At 35.2% G+C, this 16,450-nt stretch carries 17 protein-coding genes, 1 pseudogene and 1 other annotated feature; of the genes and pseudogenes, 7 read left to right on the top strand and 11 right to left on the bottom strand.

Annotation, left to right across the window (positions count from 1 at the left end; all coding sequences use genetic code 11):
• Nucleotides 1-25: 25 nt before the first annotated feature.
• Together J7E66_RS28390 and J7E66_RS32490 are read right to left on the bottom strand one after the other, a co-directional pair.
• A pseudogene (locus tag J7E66_RS28390) lies at nt 26-427 on the bottom strand (HTH domain-containing protein); the annotation flags it as partial.
• Between the two features lie 137 nt (nt 428-564).
• Nucleotides 565-1,242: a TetR/AcrR family transcriptional regulator gene (locus tag J7E66_RS32490; RefSeq protein WP_285289266.1), complete on the bottom strand. Its 678-nt coding sequence runs from the start codon at nt 1,240-1,242 to the stop codon at nt 565-567.
• Between the two features lie 196 nt (nt 1,243-1,438).
• On the opposite strand from J7E66_RS32490, the gene J7E66_RS28380 reads away from it, so the two are divergent.
• Entirely contained in the window at nt 1,439-2,434 is a 996-nt protein-coding gene (locus J7E66_RS28380; RefSeq protein ID WP_215006485.1) for an aldo/keto reductase, read from the top strand.
• 863 nt (nt 2,435-3,297) lie between these two features.
• On the opposite strand, the gene J7E66_RS28375 is transcribed toward J7E66_RS28380, so the two are convergent.
• The 3 genes from J7E66_RS28375 to J7E66_RS28365 form a co-directional block, all read right to left on the bottom strand.
• Nucleotides 3,298-3,843, bottom strand: coding sequence for a pyridoxamine 5'-phosphate oxidase family protein (locus J7E66_RS28375; RefSeq protein WP_215006483.1), 546 nt, complete (start codon nt 3,841-3,843; stop codon nt 3,298-3,300).
• A gap of 53 nt (nt 3,844-3,896) precedes the next feature.
• Nucleotides 3,897-4,112, bottom strand: a binding site (T-box leader).
• A gap of 811 nt (nt 4,113-4,923) precedes the next feature.
• The gene (locus tag J7E66_RS28370) at nt 4,924-5,865 is read right to left on the bottom strand and encodes a DUF3231 family protein (RefSeq protein ID WP_308162620.1); all 942 of its coding nucleotides are present in this window, start codon (nt 5,863-5,865) and stop codon (nt 4,924-4,926) included.
• Between the two features lie 269 nt (nt 5,866-6,134).
• Nucleotides 6,135-6,578 carry an OsmC family protein gene (locus J7E66_RS28365; RefSeq protein WP_215006481.1) on the bottom strand — a complete coding sequence of 148 codons (444 nt, stop codon included), beginning with the start codon at nt 6,576-6,578 and terminating at the stop codon, nt 6,135-6,137.
• A gap of 178 nt (nt 6,579-6,756) precedes the next feature.
• On the opposite strand from J7E66_RS28365, the gene J7E66_RS28360 reads away from it, so the two are divergent.
• Nucleotides 6,757-7,011, top strand: coding sequence for a site-specific integrase (locus tag J7E66_RS28360; protein ID WP_215006479.1), 255 nt, complete (start codon nt 6,757-6,759; stop codon nt 7,009-7,011).
• A 251-nt stretch (nt 7,012-7,262) separates the two neighbouring features.
• Here the strand turns inward: J7E66_RS28360 and J7E66_RS32485 are convergent, their stop codons facing one another.
• Complete coding sequence (locus tag J7E66_RS32485; protein ID WP_256942356.1) at nt 7,263-7,394, bottom strand: hypothetical protein; 132 nt, start codon at nt 7,392-7,394, stop codon at nt 7,263-7,265.
• A gap of 526 nt (nt 7,395-7,920) precedes the next feature.
• On the opposite strand from J7E66_RS32485, the gene J7E66_RS28355 reads away from it, so the two are divergent.
• The gene (locus tag J7E66_RS28355) at nt 7,921-8,661 is read left to right on the top strand and encodes a metal-binding protein ZinT (protein ID WP_215006477.1); all 741 of its coding nucleotides are present in this window, start codon (nt 7,921-7,923) and stop codon (nt 8,659-8,661) included.
• Between the two features lie 305 nt (nt 8,662-8,966).
• On the opposite strand, the gene J7E66_RS32145 is transcribed toward J7E66_RS28355, so the two are convergent.
• Both J7E66_RS32145 and J7E66_RS28345 read right to left on the bottom strand, forming a co-directional pair.
• Nucleotides 8,967-9,395, bottom strand: coding sequence for a UPF0158 family protein (locus tag J7E66_RS32145; protein ID WP_215006475.1), 429 nt, complete (start codon nt 9,393-9,395; stop codon nt 8,967-8,969).
• Between the two features lie 68 nt (nt 9,396-9,463).
• Complete coding sequence (locus J7E66_RS28345; protein ID WP_168243957.1) at nt 9,464-9,631, bottom strand: hypothetical protein; 168 nt, start codon at nt 9,629-9,631, stop codon at nt 9,464-9,466.
• 739 nt (nt 9,632-10,370) lie between these two features.
• Between J7E66_RS28345 and J7E66_RS28340 the strand changes: the two genes are divergently transcribed.
• The 4 genes from J7E66_RS28340 to J7E66_RS28325 are packed head-to-tail and all read left to right on the top strand — an operon-like array spanning nt 10,371 to nt 14,420.
• Complete coding sequence (locus J7E66_RS28340) at nt 10,371-11,954, top strand: spore germination protein (protein ID WP_374103895.1); 1,584 nt, start codon at nt 10,371-10,373, stop codon at nt 11,952-11,954.
• Nucleotides 11,951-13,057 carry a GerAB/ArcD/ProY family transporter gene (locus J7E66_RS28335; protein WP_215006473.1) on the top strand — a complete coding sequence of 369 codons (1,107 nt, stop codon included), beginning with the start codon at nt 11,951-11,953 and terminating at the stop codon, nt 13,055-13,057. The genes J7E66_RS28340 and J7E66_RS28335 overlap by 4 nt, the downstream gene beginning before the upstream one ends.
• On the top strand, nt 13,050-14,255 hold the full coding sequence (locus J7E66_RS28330; RefSeq protein ID WP_215006470.1) for a Ger(x)C family spore germination protein: 1,206 nt from the start codon (nt 13,050-13,052) through the stop codon (nt 14,253-14,255). The genes J7E66_RS28335 and J7E66_RS28330 overlap by 8 nt, the downstream gene beginning before the upstream one ends.
• Nucleotides 14,256-14,270: 15 nt before the next feature.
• The gene (locus tag J7E66_RS28325; protein ID WP_214713910.1) at nt 14,271-14,420 is read left to right on the top strand and encodes a hypothetical protein; all 150 of its coding nucleotides are present in this window, start codon (nt 14,271-14,273) and stop codon (nt 14,418-14,420) included.
• 283 nt (nt 14,421-14,703) lie between these two features.
• On the opposite strand, the gene J7E66_RS32480 is transcribed toward J7E66_RS28325, so the two are convergent.
• The 3 genes from J7E66_RS32480 to thiC form a co-directional block, all read right to left on the bottom strand.
• The gene (locus J7E66_RS32480; protein ID WP_282599519.1) at nt 14,704-14,838 is read right to left on the bottom strand and encodes a hypothetical protein; all 135 of its coding nucleotides are present in this window, start codon (nt 14,836-14,838) and stop codon (nt 14,704-14,706) included.
• Between the two features lie 40 nt (nt 14,839-14,878).
• Nucleotides 14,879-15,052, bottom strand: a complete 174-nt coding sequence (locus J7E66_RS28320) for a hypothetical protein (protein ID WP_215006467.1) — start codon at nt 15,050-15,052, stop codon at nt 14,879-14,881.
• A 451-nt stretch (nt 15,053-15,503) separates the two neighbouring features.
• A partial coding sequence (thiC, locus tag J7E66_RS28315) for a phosphomethylpyrimidine synthase (RefSeq protein WP_215004595.1) occupies nt 15,504-16,450 on the bottom strand: 947 nt, incomplete at its 5' end.

The raw sequence follows: 16,450 nt of genomic DNA, 5'->3' as shown, positions 1-16,450 counted from the left end.
GTTACTTTTACTCGTTTCTCTCTAGCCCCCTTTCCATCATATCTAACTTTTTTAGCAATTCATTTTCAGCCCGCAACAATTGAATTTGAGCTTCTAATTTTGCATTCGTTTCTTCTAAACTAAGCTCTCTTTTAGTCGGTCTCCCAGAATGAACTTTACGTGTATCTCGAAGTCCCAATACTCCCGATTCATTATAAGCTACACGCCATCTATAAGCTGCTCTTTGTACCCTAACGATACCAATGATATCAACATCAAAACCATTCTCCTCAAAAATCTGCCGTGGTAATTTTCCATTCACACTTTCAGATATAAAAATCCTTTTAAATTCATCAGTGTAGGTAATTCCTTTTGTTCTTACAGATTTGACATAAGGATTATTAGAAAGGATCTTTATTTCTTTATCCGTGAAGAGTTTTTTTGACATAGGATTATTCTCCGATTCTTACATTTTTTATTCATTATACATAAAAGTACCCGATAGGGCAGACCTTTTTTAAGTGTCTACTCTATCGGGTACAGTTTACTTGGAGTAATGGCCTTTTTTTCTTAGAATAGATTGTCTTATAACAGATCACGGGTAATTTTTTGAGCCATATAATCAATTTTCTGTATTACATCTGAATCGTTTGTGACTACCAGTTTTTCAGCTGTAAATAGTTGGAGCTTAATCAACTTATAGAAATCTAAGAGCACTTGGTTAAGTGTCATATGATGCAGCATTAAAAATTTCATATCTAGCATTGCTCGAACTAATACATCTTCTTGTAAAAAAATAAGTCGTTCATTGACATCATTAAATATACCTTTCTCTTTTCCTTCTTGATAAAATGATGAAATTTGATCTTCACGTCTTTTCATTGCTTCTTTTAAAGAGTTGTATAGATCTGGGTACATGACTTTCAGTTGATTTAAGAAAGTATCAGAAATGTACGCCGCAAGTAAAATAGATTGTTCAAATAGTTGTTGAAACTTTGTTTCAAAGGATTGAACGGTATTAAGAGATTCAACAGTTAATTCATTGATGTATTGGATAAAAACATTTACGACACCTTCAATAATTTCTTCTTTTGATGAGAAATATTTGTACATTGTAGCTTTGCTTATATCCATATATTTTGCAATGTCATCCATTCGCAATGATTGAAATCCTTTTTTTCGTACGGTAGGAATTAGTTTAATAAGTAATTTACTCCTCATCTCATCTTGAGGACTTTTAGCGTTGTCTTGGTTAGTATTCATAGCTTTTGCCTCCTTAACTTTTATTATTATACATAAAAACAAAATAAAAATATACAAAAAATACTAAATGAACTTTTTTTATCTTTTTTGTTTACTTTGTTTATTTTTATATGCTATGCTTATCACGAAATTACTAGTTGAAGCAGAGATAACAAGATGCAAATTAGAAAATTAGATTATACAAGGAGGAATTTTCATGAAACATCGTGATTTAGGAAAGCAAGGTCTGAACGTATCAACGCTTGGTTTGGGAACTATGGGGATGTCTTATGCGTACGGCCCCCCATCAGATGAGGAAGAGGGAATTAAGACCATTCAGCATGCCTATGAGCTAGGGGTGAACTTTTTTGATACGGCTGAGCTGTACGGGTACGGTCACGGTCACAATGAGAAATTAATTGGAAGCGCGGTTAAGGGTTTCCGCGAAAACGTAGTGCTGGCTACTAAATTTGGGTTTGATATGACTGTTGAGCCACTCGGCTCACGTTTCAACAGTCATCCGGATAACATTCGTAAGGTAGCAGAAAATAGTCTGCGTTATCTACAGACCGACTACATCGACGTTTTCTACCAACATATCCTTGATCCTAACATTCCAATAGAGGAAGTCGCCGGGACCGTTGGAGAACTCATCAAGGAGGGTAAGGTAAAGTACTTTGGATTGAGTAATGTAGGTCCTGAAACGATTCGACGCGCTCACGCTGTGACTCCAGTCTCTGTACTCCAGAGTGAGTACTCAATATTCGAACGTGAGGTTGAGGAGAAAACATTACCAATGTTGAGAGAACTTGGTATTGGTCTAGTCCCATACGCTCCTCTTGGCCGTGGGTTCCTGACGGACGTTGTAAAGCCTGCTGAGGAATATGCTGAGGACGACTACCGTCGTATCGACGAACGTTGGAAGGGAGAGAACTTCATTTACAACCTACGTGCAACAGAGCAACTGAAGGAAATGGCAGCAGATAAGGATATCACCGTCGCCCAGTTGGCTCTTGCTTGGCTTCTTGCCCAGGGAGAAGATATTGTCCCAATCCCAGGTTCACGTAGTATGACACGAGTGAAGCAGAACATTGGTGCCGCAAATGTCAAACTCGCGCAGGCTGACCTTAATCGTATTAATGAGATTATTCCGCACGGAGCAGCAGGGGGCAGATTACCGGCCGAAATAATTAACAATTTCACAAGTGATTGATACATCTGAATAGGCAGACGTAATATCAATTTGCATATATGATGTAAAACACGAATAGGTCACCTTATAACCTGTAGGTTATGAGGTGACCTATTCTACTATTAGCTAGAAGCACTATTAATCAACTTTAAGTTGATTCTAATTGCCTTAAGATATTTTACGATCTCAAAGTGAATAATTATGTATATTTTACGAAGAGTTCAAAGGAATGGGTATATTTAGATACAGGTGAAAATGCTACTGCATGGATTATTGGTAACAATTATGTAAATGCTCCTGCAGGAACAGAAATTTCTTCTTACTGATCTCCAGACTTTTTTAAATTATTAAATCAAAGTGGAATCTCTTGGCTTGCAAATAGTGGGACAAATAATGACAGAAATTTATTTAAAATTGTTGAATCTTGATTAAAGTTTCATATGAAATAATAAAAGAATCATTATTACCAATGGTTCTTTTATTATTTTTTTATGTGAATTAAACAACTGTATTATGATGAAACATTTACATAAATCCTTATTAAGTGATCTTCCACAAAATGGCCCAATTGATGAATAAAGATCAAATGGCGATTTTGGAGTGGAATTTATAATAATTCAAATCTACGTATGAATATAATAGATTATTGCTTTCTCTACAGCCTGAGAGTATCGGTTGATACTCTTTATTCTTTTAAACTTATGGAATTTGACCCCTGATGATATGGCTGATTATTGCACTAACCTGCTTCGATAGTTTAAGTACAACATTTCACAATCTTTCTTGTGCAAAGAGAAAAAAGGCGACCTCCTTCTTGAAGTATCGCCCCAGTTTGCTAAACAAGGAATATTACTATTTAAACGTTATTAAGGCTAGATAAACTTCTACCCAATTGGTGTAACTATGCCATCCATACTAATAGAATTTTTCTTTTTACGATATTCTTTTAAGTCTTGTTCGCTTTTATTGGTAGCCCACTGTTGAAGAGTATCTCGTTCACCATTGTATGAATAAAATGGAACACTAAAACCACATGACGTTTTTACCATTTCAATCTTTGCATGAATTATTTGACGAGAACCAGGTAGGATGTCAAAGTGCTTAGCCATGGCATCCCATTCTGGTGAGTCTGGTAATACTACCTTACCTCTTCCGTATAGACGTAAAATCATCGGGGGACCTTCAAAAGCTAAGAACATAAATGTTATTCTACCGTTATCTATTAAATGGGCACTTGTTTCATTTCCACTACCAGTTAAATCTAAATAAGCGACCTCATTTGGTGAAAATATCCTTAGCACATCATGACCTTTAGGGGAAATGTTAACATGTCCGTCTGTTGATAGTGGTGCTGAACCAACGAAAAAAATCCGTTGTTTTTTTATAAATTCCTCATGTTTTGGAAGTATTGATGAATAAACTGTTCCCATAATCTATTCCTCCTCGCCTCACTAATTATTTAAAATAAAAAGCCTACCATCTCATAAGAGACGATAGGCTTAACCTTCGTGGTACCACTCTTGTTGATTTGTTATTACAACAAATCCACTTTATAACTGATTACGGATGTCAACCGTTAAGACTTACATATCAGCCTTACCACTCGTGGGCGAGTTGGGGACTTTATTGACTGTCTTTCACCAGCCGACAGCTCTCTAAACAATAAACGTTCCTTAATAATCCCAGTCACTGTGTTTCAAGATTTTGTAATTTTCTTAATTTTATTATGTATTATTAAATTGGTCAACCACATTTTTCTACTTCTTGTTCAATTAAACTGCTCAGTTAGTAAAAAAAGTAAAGCTGCCAGAATGACAGCTTGATTTACGACTCTTGCACCTTTACTTATGTAAATATATTCAAAGCTTTAATAATGGGCTTATAATTTTTTAAACTCCAATGATTTGCAGGAAGGACATTGAGCGGTAGATATATCGGTTTCATTATGTACCTACTCATAATGACAAGTCGAGCAGTGTAGAACTGTATGTTTTTTTTTGAATTCTATTGATTCATTTATATATCGCTCATAATCTTGAGGGTACATATCTGCTAATTTACGAAATACAAAATTACAATCACACTTACTTCCGTTCCAATATTCTTTACCATTTTTAAATTCAATCATATTTTACACTTGCAAATAAGAGGGAGATCACCCACCTTTTATTTAATCAATTTATTTATTATTAACCCGACAACTAATCCAGGTATCACAAATAGTATTGGAAGCTATACTGGCAATATCCTTTATAGGTCTACCATTTAGAAATTGACCGAATCCGGGGAGTGCAATACTCCATAACAACGCTTCTTTACTGTTCCCAAATTGCTCTATTCCTTTTCTAAAATCTCTTTCGACCAGCTGTCATTTGATGTTGTTCAAGCTTTCTAATTGTTTCTTAAGCCCTATCATGCGCTTTTGGCGGTGATTCCAACCAACCTTTATGAATCAAGATATTCATACCATCATCGACAAATCCGCCAATGTTGATAAGAGTTCTTATATACTACATATCGATATCTCTTCTTGCAGTTACTGCCAGTGAGTTTCCAAATGCCCTTATCTTCATTGCAAACATATCCACTTTATGAAACAGCATTATTTTATCGGAAAATGGAGGATAGGTAGATGTTGTAACCAAATGGTCTAGGTACTCAGGTGATTGTATACGTTCAAGGTGAAGTTTTTCCTTATACTGTTTTACAGCTTTATCAGTCATGTCTATACCTCTTTTAAACAAAGCTCTTACCTTTTCATCTTGAACTATTTGATGAAAGCCCATTAATAATGCCATACTTGTTGTGTTATTCTCTACGTTATCCCAAAGATGTATGATTTCTAATGCCTGTAACGGTCGTACATCTCCAAAAAACCCATTTAAGTAACTTTGTTTTTCAATTTTATCAATTCCATCTGGTGTCGGAATGATAGGAGGTTTTGCAATAAATTTATTTTCCATTAAAACATTATTAATTTGGCCTAACAGGACAGTAGTACATTGATTACAATAAATAAAGAACTCTCTTACATCCTCCCTCATTAACAATGGAACTGCTACTGCGTAAAGGCTCAAACCTGCCTTTGCAGCATATTTTAAATAGTGAACATAAAATTCATCTGCGTATAAACGAGGAGCACCAAGATTGACATCATCTTTAGTAAATCCAATTGGATTAGGAAAATTTTCCCTTTTAAAAAATCCTTCTATCCTCTGCTTGAAATCCTTAGATAAGGATAAACCATTTTCTAATAGCATCCTAACATTTTCTTCTTCGCAATGTTGAAGAAAATAACTTAAAATTTGAATGGACATGCTGTTTCCCATATAGGTAGCCCAAAGTTTACCAATTTCAAAAGACGTAAAAGGTTGGGTCTCATCTGATATTTTTGGATTTATATTTAGTGGTTTCATCACATTCATTGGATTTAATTCTTTATCCGTGGTCATAAATAATCTCCTTTTCCCTCATTTTCGCTTATGGTTTCCATTGGAAAATAATTTAATTCCAACTAATCTGACCTTTAACTTAAAATTGTAATGAAAAAAGGACTGCCGAACAGTCCTTTTTCTTAAACAATTCTGCCCCGTTAGCTGCATAAGAAAAAGCCGCCAAGAATTTTTGGAGGCTGGATCTTCAACTCTTGCACCCGTTAGTGTAAGTACATTTATTCACAATCTCTTCCTCAGTTTTATTTTAAATTATTAAATATTTCACATTATATTATTTCAATTGTAGGTTTAACAATGACATCTACATTTCCGCGAAATGCGTTTGACACCATACAGCGGTCTTCTGCTAACTTGATAAATTTATGAACCTTATCCGCATTAACACCCGTTTCCTTTGAAAGTACGATATGAGGATGGTGAACAAGCCTTTCAAAGTGAACTCCATCTTTATCATCATAAAATGTTCCTGTTGAAGAAACCGTAAGCCTCTCAACTGGAATCCGTCCTTTATCTAAGATATAAGTAAGAGACATTAAAAAACAGGAACCTGCTGCTCCAATAAGCATTTCATCAGGATTCGTCCCTTCCCCAAGACCGTCCATAGATTTTGCTCTAGAAATTACCGTAGATAAATTCCCTACAGTAATTTGTCCTTTTCCTTTGTATCCACCATCCCAAGTTCCTTCAAAATGAAACGTATGCTCTCCCATTTATAGTCCTCCTTCTTTTACGAGTGTATAATTCATTTATAACATTATATAGATTTAATGGTAATTTAATACTGTTCAACAAAACTGCCTCGATAGTTGAAGATTGCCGTACTGTATCAAATTTTATAATCAGGTCAATAATTCCTCTAAAAATAGAATTTTTAGGGAGAGATGTATTTTGCTATTATCAAAAGCCTGGGAAATTTATGAATCTGATAAACGAATTGAAGGGTTCTTCCAACAGACTTTAAAGTCCTATAAACTTCAATCGTTGTTGGTGATACGGTATTTTGAGGATGTAAAACTCGAAACCATTACTACTATCAAATTAAAAGAATACTTGGCAAAGTCAAGTGAAAATCTAAAGCCATCCAGCTTAGCTCTACGTATACGTTCCAGAAGAGTGAAACTACAAAAATTTATGCCCAATTAAGTGGTAGTCTTAGACAAGAATTGTATAGAAAATATTTTTAATCAGTGGCTCAAATATGTAAAAAAGCAACACCTTTAAAGAGTGTTGCTTCGTTTAACTCTTTTCTAATAACCACCAAAATAGTAACAGGGTGTTAAACTCTTGTACCCGTTAGCTGAAGAAGAAAATCAACACATTTCTTATATCTATGTCATTTTTTCCGTCAACAACTACCCTTTCTAAAACAACTTCTAAAGGAAGCTCTCTTTATATTAAAACCACAATCTTTTATGATAATCATATTCAGAGATATCGTAATTCTCTTCTCTTTCTTTTTTTGGGGTACACTCTTCACAAGGTTCTTCCGACTGGTTATGTTCACATTGTTCTAATAAAAGTTCCATTGTTTGTATCCCCTCTCCTATTTCTTACTTTCTATATTAATGGAAGCGGTTACATTTGTCAGGTGCTTTTTATTGGAAATTAATAAATCGTGTTATTAGATTTGTGAGGAAATAAGAGTAAAACAATCATATAATTTTTCTGTTTTTGAATCTGGTAATTTGGACAGTTCCGTCAATCTCTTTGATTCCCTCATAAGACTTCCATTCCATTCCCTTTAAATAGGTATTTCTAAACATAATATGAATTTACTTCAGTTACATTTAATTCTCCCTTTTTACTCTTCGATGACAAACTCCAGGAAACGACAACGAAAATAAAGTGCTCCCTTACTCGCTAACATTGACGATAGGCAATTTGTTTAATTATTTACTTTCCATTTTTTATTAAATTACAAAATAGAACAAATCATAATCATTACGTTTTATATTGACGGAAAATTTAAAACATAGTATATTCATAAAAGTGTAAATAGTAATGGTTACGATTTTCACTGGATATTAAAAAGGAAAAGGAGAGATTTTATTTATGCAAAAGGAACTTATCAAATCAATACTTGTGTTTTTCTTATTAGGTTTAATCCTTACAGGCTGTCAAGAAAAAGTAGATACACCCGTCGAAAATGCTTCCTCTAATTCTGAACCTGCTTCTTCTGCTTCCAATACTGAATCTACAGACAGTACCAATCATAGCCATGATCATAACCATAGTGGCGATGATGAAAAACAAAAAGAAATATATTCAGGGATCTTTGAAGATGACGAAGTTGAAGATAGAGAATTATCAGATTGGGAAGGAGATTGGCAATCAGTCTATCCATACTTATTAAATGGAACTTTAGATGAGGTCTTACAGAAAAAAGTAGAAACAAAGAAAGATAAAACCTTAGAAGAGTACAAAGAATATTATAAAGTTGGGTATGAAACAGACATTGAACGAATCGTGATAAAAGATAATACGATGACATTTTATAAAAATGGAGAAGGAAAAACAGGAGAATATAAGTATCATGGATACGAAATTTTGACTTATGAATCTGGAAATAGAGGCGTTCGTTATATATTTGATTTAGTTGGAGAAGCAGATGGTGTCCCAAAACATGTTCAATTTAGTGATCATAGTATTTATCCAACAAAAGCGGAACATTACCATATTTATTTTGGAGATGAAGATCATGTCACTCTTTTAAATGAATTAGACAATTGGCCAACTTATTATTTTTCTAATTTAAGTGGAAAAGAAATCGTAGAAGAAATGAATGCACATTAATTTTATAAAACTGTTTTTAAAGTGATAACCTTTTAGGATAGTTTTCAAAGAGTGAAAATTTTATTAAAAGACGAATAGCTTTTATTTTTCACTTTTAGTTCGAGAGTATATATATATAGCTTTAGAAATAAGCATATTTTATACTCTCGAATACTTATTTAACAGAAAATGATAACTTACAAATATCCCCGTTCCCCCGTTCTTAGAAGGATATACTTTTATGAAATATAGTTTCTTTTTTCCTTTGTTTAGTGGAAACTCAATTCTAGAAAAAGGTGCTCCCACGGAAGTTCTTAAACAGATTTTTATTCTATATATTTTACGTTATTTTCTTGACACCATTCTATGGCAATCTCTTTATATCGTTCATCACGAAATGAATACCATTGCTCTTCAATATCAAAATCGATGATTTTATCCTTAAATCTTCTAAAGGCACCCTTTCCCTTTTTTGCCCTTAATAACGCATCTCGCTTGACTTGATCACTAATAGTTAGGCAATAATCTTCCATAATCTCATACTCATTAACTTCATCTTTTGTTTGTAGCTCTTTGTAATTCTCAAAGTTTTCAATTACATCAATAGCAACCTTTCTATCTTCCTGTTGCCAATCAGGTACATGATCGAACGGTTCTTCCTCTTCAGCAGCTCTTAACTCTTCCGAAGTTACTAAAATAATTTCACCCGTTTCTATATTTAGAAATAGATCATTAAATTTTTCTGCATTTTCCACTGTAAAAAAATTCCCAAATCAGAAAGCAAATAAATACACACCAAGCACCCATAGAGGGTGCCTTTTTTCTATTGTTGTTCAATTACTGGTTCAATTTTTCTGGTTACTTTGTTATCTACACTAGCAAATTCCGTTCCGTATTTACCTGAAGATCCAGCTTGGTGCCGAGACGCTTCAGCTTGATTTGCACGTACTTCAGCATCTGTTGACCTACTTTGCTTTTTGTTATCTACCATTATTATTCACCTCCAGAATATTAATGTAACCAAAAATTTCAAGTTTATATTAGTTATAAAAGCCACACATATTTTATGGAATTATTTCTCTAATTCAACTAAACTGCTCTTAAGTTGAAAAAGAAAATAAAAGAAGCACTCAAAATTTTGAGCACTTCTTTCGTAAGCGTCAAATAATCCCCACCTTTAACTATATGGGGATATAAATTATTATTTAGTTAACTTATTAAAGACTATGCAGGATCCAGCTCCTGTCACTAACGCCACTTTAATCTTTAAGTCTCATTTTCATCACTCCTAAAATGTAGGTACGTTCCCATCCCTTAATTAACTAGAAATTAACGTAATTGTTAGTATATTCTTTCTTTCATTCTTGACTCTTCAGTTACTGCTTTACAAGGGTATAAGATTATGTTTTTTGGCAAAGATGTTTTTATAACTGATGGTATATAAATAAGACCGTAAAAGTTAAACGTTAACTATTTATAGAAAGGTACTCTTCCTTGCTAACTTAAAATAAGAGAGTTCACCAAAGTTTATGAATATTTAAAGAAAACCCTTTTTGTTTTGTTAAAGGAAAGGGTCTACATTTCATAAAACATAAAGATTCTATTAAAGAATAATCTTTTTGAGTATTGAACCCTATCATTAATTTTTTAGGGAAAGGGTTTATTCATAAAATGAATGAAAGAAAAATTATAGCAGAAACATCCATTGAAGACGAAGGAAGGATAATAATTTGGATTCAAAACCCTTTTTTAAATTAAACAAGACCGGAAAACAGTCGTTTCAGTCAATACAGGAAGAACAAGAAGATTTGTCTCTTCAATTGTTTTCCAATCTTGATGAAAATCTTTATAACATAAAAGCGATGTTAAATAAACCGAGTGATCTCATTACGAGGGAATTTACTATAGGGAATACCCATCATCGATGTGCCATCGTGTATCTGGATGGTTTAGCCGACAAAATGGTAATCAACGATCATATCATAAAAAACATTCAAATTGAATCTGTAGTAAGTGAAAAAGAATTATCGGACAAGGCCGTTCATCTTGTCAATCAATTATATAACAAAGTCCTCTCCGTTAGTGAAGGAAAAAGAACGAAATCATCAGATGAAATCTTATATTCTATACTTTCCGGAGACACCGTACTCTACGTAGATGGTACGGACCAAGCATTAACAATTGGTAGTAAAGGCTGGGAAAACCGAAGTATTGAAGAACCAATTACAGAGGCAGTGATCCGCGGGCCGAGAAACGGGTTCATTGAGAATCTGAGAACCAATACGATGCTGATTAGAAGATCTATTCGGGATCCGAATTTGCGTTTCAAATCGTACAAGATAGGAAGACGTTCAAAAAAAGACCTTGTTCTCGTCTATGTCGACGGAATCGTGAATCCGGATATTGTGAAAGAAGTCAATCAAAGATTGGCATCAATTGATATGGATGACGCCCTGGAAACAGGCTACATCGAGCAATGGATTGAAGATAACTTTCTATCACCGTTTCCACAAATAGACCATACAGAAAGACCGGATAAAGTAGTGGGGGCTGTTTTACAAGGGAAAGTGGCGATTTTGTTAGATGGAACACCTTTCGTTTTAATCGCACCCATGACTTTCGGAAATACGCTCCAGTCCCAGGAAGACTATTATGAACGATGGATTGTGGGGTCCTTAGTTCGTATATTGCGATATCTCGGTGCCTTTATTGCTGTTTTTTTACCCTCTTTATACATTGCACTCGTTTCGTATCATCCTGGTATGATCCCGTCTAAATTAGCATTTTCCATTGCTGCGACCAGGGAGGGGGTTCCTTTTCCGGTTTTTATTGAAGCATTATTAATGGAAACGACCATGGAATTACTACGTGAAGCCGGGATCCGCTTGCCAAAACCGATTGGACAAACGATTGGAATTGTTGGGGGGCTGGTTATTGGTCAAGCTGCCGTCGCTGCAGGGATTGTGAGCCCGGTTATGGTCATAGTAGTCGCGGTTACAGCTGTTTCTTCTTTTTCTATGCCCGGTTATAGTACGGCACTTGCTTTTCGAATTCTCCGTTTTGGTTTTATGGGGGCGGCGGCTCTTTTTGGATTGTATGGTATTATTCTGGCTTACATTGTAGTTAATATCCATTTGGTGAATTTAAAAAGTTTGGGTGTCCCCTATACAACTCCCTTTGCCCCAAGCTTTGGCCGCGACTGGAAAGACCTTGTTCTTCGTTTCCCGATCACTATGCTGACAAGACGCCCTAACTATCTGCAAACAGAAGATGAAAAACGAATGGGGATCAAGAAAGGAGGACACTCATCGTGAAGCCCTTTGAATATGGAGATGAGGAAATTGGAGAACTAGAAATTCTCTTCATGGTGGCTTCGTATACGATTGCGGTAGGGGTACTTTCCATTCCACGCACATTGGCAGTGACAACGAATTTCTTTGATGGCTGGATTTCTTTAGTGATAATGGGTATTTTAATCATTTTCATTACATGGGTTAGCGCAAAACTCGCCATACGTTTTCCGAACCAGACATTTTTTACGTATGCCTCTGCGATTTGTTCAAAACCTGTAGCTGCACTGATCACCATATGCTTTGCTATTTATTATATGGTAAGTGCTGCCTATCAGACGAGATTTGTTGCAATCACTGCTAAACAATACTTATTGGCCCGGACACCAGTAGAAATCATTGCGTTACTGTTTCTACTTGTCATAGTTTATGCGGTTTCAGGTTCTCGGGTTGGTGTCATACGGTTAAATTTGTTGTTCTTTCCCATTATTCTTTTCATTGCTTTATTGGTATTGGTAATGAATATCCCCAATTTTGAACCTAAGAATCTATTTCCCTTGTTCACCACAAACTGGGAGGGCTATTGGAAAGGCAGCAAAGAAAGTTTTTTTTCTCTTTTTGGTTCTGACATTCTTCTCTTTTATGTTGCATTTGTAAATAGACCGAAAGGAGTGACAAAATATGCCATGATAGGTGCAGGTATTCCGTTAGTTCTATACCTACTTATATATATGATGGCTATTGGTGTTTTCACTGCAGAAACAACTGCCACGCTCATTTATCCCACGATTGAACTTGCTAAAGAAGCAGAGGTACCAGGAGGCTTTTTTGGGCGTATTGAATCGTTATTTTTTATGATTTGGATTATGACTATTTTTAATACGGCATCCTTATGCCTCGATGTAAGTTTAATGGCCTTCAGTTCCCTCTTTCAAAAAGTAAAAAAAAGAACATTTATTTTTCTTCTAACACCTTGTATTTACCTAATCGCCATGTTTCCCATAAATCTAATAGAGGTGACTATACTAGGCAAGTACTTAAGTTACTCTATCTTCGGACTGGGAGTTTTGATTCCAACAGTTTTACTAATACTAGCGAAAGTCAGGGGAATCAAGGGAAATGAGTAGATTTAAGTTATGCATAACCCTATTAGGAGTATTTTCTGCTTTCCTTACCGGGTGTTGGGATCACGTGGAAATTGAAGATCGTGGCTTTATTATTGGAATAGCCATTGATTTAGCTGATGAAACAGGTGAGAAGCTTGAAGAATCAGAAGGAGAATATCGTTATAAAGGAACCTATCAATTCGTCGTTCCCTCTGGATTATCCCAGGGAGCCTCAGGCCAAGGCGGCCAAGGCGGCACTTCACAGAAGGCGTATAATAATTTGGTAATCGAGGATGAGACTATATCGGGGCAATCGCGCCATTTAGGAGAAGAAACGAGTCGAACACCATTCAATGAACATTTGCAAACCATTATCATATCAGAAAATGTTGCTAAAATACCAAAAGCATTAGGTAATGTCCTTGATTTTTTCCTGCGAGATAGTGAAACACGAAGAGGAATAAAAGTTATGATTGCAGAAGGGGAAGCAGGTCCTATATTGGGTATTCAACCAACACCTGAAAATCTTCCGGTCATGCATATTGATTCAATTGTTGAAAATTCATTTAAAAACGCAAGGATTCTTCCTGAAAAACGAATCGGTAGTATTCATGAACGTTTAATAGATAAAACAAGCTTTGTCGTTCCCAAAATAAAAAGGGATAATCAAAAGATTAACATAGCAGGGGCAGCCGTCTTTCATGGTCATAATAATCAAATGATCGGCTTTATTAACGGTGATATCACTGAAGGTTTAAATTTGATAACAGGTGACTATAAAGGGGGAATTTTGAAAACAAAAGTAGAGAATAAGCTAGTTGTTTATGAAATAAAAAGGGAAAAAAGCAGTGTGAAGGTCGAGTCAAAGAATAAGGAAAACATTCAGTTTCATATTAAAATTGAGGCAGAAGGACAAATTGGAGAGTCTTTTGGTTCTCTTGATTACATGAATCCTAAAATCCTATCTAAAGTGGAAACAGCCGTTGAAAAAGAAATTGAACGAAAAGTATCTAAAACAATTAAAACTTTTCAAGAAGATTTAAGAGTTGACGCTCTTGGGTTAGGTGGTTATCTTCAACGGGAAGATTATGACACATGGAAACGAATCAAACAAGACTGGGATGATGGGAAAAATCACTTTTCCACAAGCACCATTAAAGTTCAAGCAGACATCATTGTCCAAACTCCTGGAGCAATAATTGAAAGTGAAAAACAATAGAAAGAGGCGAGCTAGATGTGGGAAAGAGTAATCGGCCGATTGCCCTCCAACCTTATCATCTTTTCTACTGTAGTATCCGTATTACTTCCTATGGCATTCTATAAGCTGAATCAAAAATTTCACGATTATGGTGATCCGTCATGGAAAAAGAAACAAGAACCCTAATTTGTAATTGAATTATAAATTTTTTAAAACATATTCATTAATAGTTAAGTCGGGTAAACAAGGGGCATCACTGCCCCTAACTCCCCAAAGAACTATTGAATTACCTCTTGGCTTATTTCGTATTTCCCTTTTGGAAAACGGCCCCGGTATTGAAAGAACTTTAAAAAAAGAAGCACTCAAAATTTTGAGCACTTCTTTCACATTTCTATGACATAAGATCCTGGCAGGTAAAGGCTGCCGAAATTTTTTATTCTACCTGCTTAGGGTATACCTCTTTTATTTTTCATTCACTGCTTTGTGTAGTATTAAAAAATTCAGACGGATCTTTTTTGTTAGCCTTTACCTTATTGTTGTTTTTACCCATTTTTCCATCTGATTCATAACTTAATTTCTGCGGTACCTTTTTATTCTCTTCCATAATATCCCCTTTCAAAACTATTATCAATTGACTTAAACCATTACGTTTCTTGGTTATTGATTGTATTGTTAACTAAGTTTTGAGTTGCATCTCGAGACGACTCCGTCGCATTTTCAATAGCTGGCTGCACGTAGTTTAAAGCTGACTGATTTATGTTTTTAAATTTTTTCATTTTATTTTCAGGACCGTTCTGATTTCGATTACTTTCCTTCATTGTCAATTCCTCCATTATTTTCTTTCATCTTTTTATTCTCTGATTTATTTTGAAAAATATACAAAACAACTTCTTTTTCCTTCCTGCCCGCTTATTCATTCAAAAAAGAGAGTAACACGAAAGGATCTTTATCCCTTTTTTCTCTGTTATGTCGCATTTAATCCAAAAAGTACAAAAAAAGGTAATTAAATAACATCATTTCTAAAATAAACGAATAACAAGTAGTTCAAAGGAAATACTTAAAATGGCTTTTATACATCACTTCAGAGTGGTGTTTTCTAGTTCGCGAAGACTGTTATCGCTTTCTCAACGAACCAGTTATATTAATAAACCTTACCCCGATATTAATCAAGGTAAGGTTACATGGCTATCTTTTTAATACCCTCTTGTTCATTTGCGTAATTTCCTCGTTAATCTTTTGAACATTCATCCGTATAACCTCCCAAGAAAGTTACTGATATATGCTGCCCCCAGATTGCTTAAACTCCTTAGCTTTTTCCTTCATACCTGTTTCAATAGCTTCCTTCGTATCAAGTTTGTTTTCTTTCGCATAATTACGAATATCTTGAGAGATTCTCATGCTACAAAATTTTGGTCCACACATTGAACAGAAATGTGCTGTTTTTGCACCTTCCGCAGGTAAAGTTTCGTCATGATATTCTATCGCTCGTTCAGGATCTAAAGATAAATTAAACTGATCTCTCCAACGGAATTCAAAACGAGCTTTTGATAAGGCATCATCTCTTTTTTGGGCTCCTGGATGTCCTTTTGCCAAATCAGCAGCATGGGCGGCAATTTTATAAGTAATAACCCCTACACGAACATCCTCTCTATTCGGTAAACCTAAATGTTCCTTAGGCGTTACATAACAAAGCATAGCTGTACCATACCAACCAATCATTGCAGCCCCAATAGCAGATGTAATGTGATCATAACCAGGTGCTATATCAGTCGTAAGAGGTCCAAGTGTGTAGAATGGTGCTTCCTGACACACTTCTAGTTGTTTATCCATATTTTCTTTAATTAGGTGCATAGGTACATGTCCAGGTCCTTCAACCATTACCTGTACATCATGTTCCCAAGCAATTTTTGTTAGCTCTCCAAGAGTTTCTAATTCTGCAAACTGCGCTTCATCATTGGCATCTGCAATAGACCCAGGACGTAAACCATCCCCTAAAGAGAATGCAACATCATAAGACTTCATTATTTCGCAGATTTCTTCAAAGTGAGTATATAAAAAGCTTTCTTTATGGTGGTGTAAACACCATTGTGCCATGATTGATCCACCGCGGGATACAATACCTGTTAACCGTTTTGCCGTTAATGGGACATATCGTAAAAGAACACCAGCATGAATGGTGAAGTAATCAACACCTTGCTCCGCTTGTTCGATCAAGG

It is taken from the genome of Bacillus sp. ISL-7 (assembly GCF_018613065.1).
The sequence above is the reverse complement of the archived record's forward strand: the minus strand, read 5'-3'. Positions and strand labels throughout refer to the sequence as shown.

Excerpts from the sequence above, each read along its gene's own strand:
- J7E66_RS32485 (WP_256942356.1), bottom strand. The coding sequence starts at position 7,394 with ATGGAACTTTTATTAGAACAATGTGAACATAACCAGTCGGAAGAACCT.
- J7E66_RS28370 (WP_308162620.1), bottom strand. The coding sequence starts at position 5,865 with ATGACCACGGATAAAGAATTAAATCCAATGAATGTGATGAAACCACTA.
- J7E66_RS28380 (WP_215006485.1), top strand. The coding sequence starts at position 1,439 with ATGAAACATCGTGATTTAGGAAAGCAAGGTCTGAACGTATCAACGCTT.
- J7E66_RS28330 (WP_215006470.1), top strand. The coding sequence starts at position 13,050 with ATGAGTAGATTTAAGTTATGCATAACCCTATTAGGAGTATTTTCTGCT.
- J7E66_RS32490 (WP_285289266.1), bottom strand. The coding sequence starts at position 1,242 with ATGAATACTAACCAAGACAACGCTAAAAGTCCTCAAGATGAGATGAGG.
- J7E66_RS28375 (WP_215006483.1), bottom strand. The coding sequence starts at position 3,843 with ATGGGAACAGTTTATTCATCAATACTTCCAAAACATGAGGAATTTATA.
- J7E66_RS28325 (WP_214713910.1), top strand. The coding sequence starts at position 14,271 with ATGTGGGAAAGAGTAATCGGCCGATTGCCCTCCAACCTTATCATCTTT.
- J7E66_RS28355 (WP_215006477.1), top strand. The coding sequence starts at position 7,921 with ATGCAAAAGGAACTTATCAAATCAATACTTGTGTTTTTCTTATTAGGT.
- J7E66_RS32480 (WP_282599519.1), bottom strand. The coding sequence starts at position 14,838 with ATGGAAGAGAATAAAAAGGTACCGCAGAAATTAAGTTATGAATCAGAT.
- J7E66_RS28320 (WP_215006467.1), bottom strand. The coding sequence starts at position 15,052 with ATGAAGGAAAGTAATCGAAATCAGAACGGTCCTGAAAATAAAATGAAA.
- J7E66_RS28365 (WP_215006481.1), bottom strand. The coding sequence starts at position 6,578 with ATGGGAGAGCATACGTTTCATTTTGAAGGAACTTGGGATGGTGGATAC.
- J7E66_RS28345 (WP_168243957.1), bottom strand. The coding sequence starts at position 9,631 with ATGGTAGATAACAAAAAGCAAAGTAGGTCAACAGATGCTGAAGTACGT.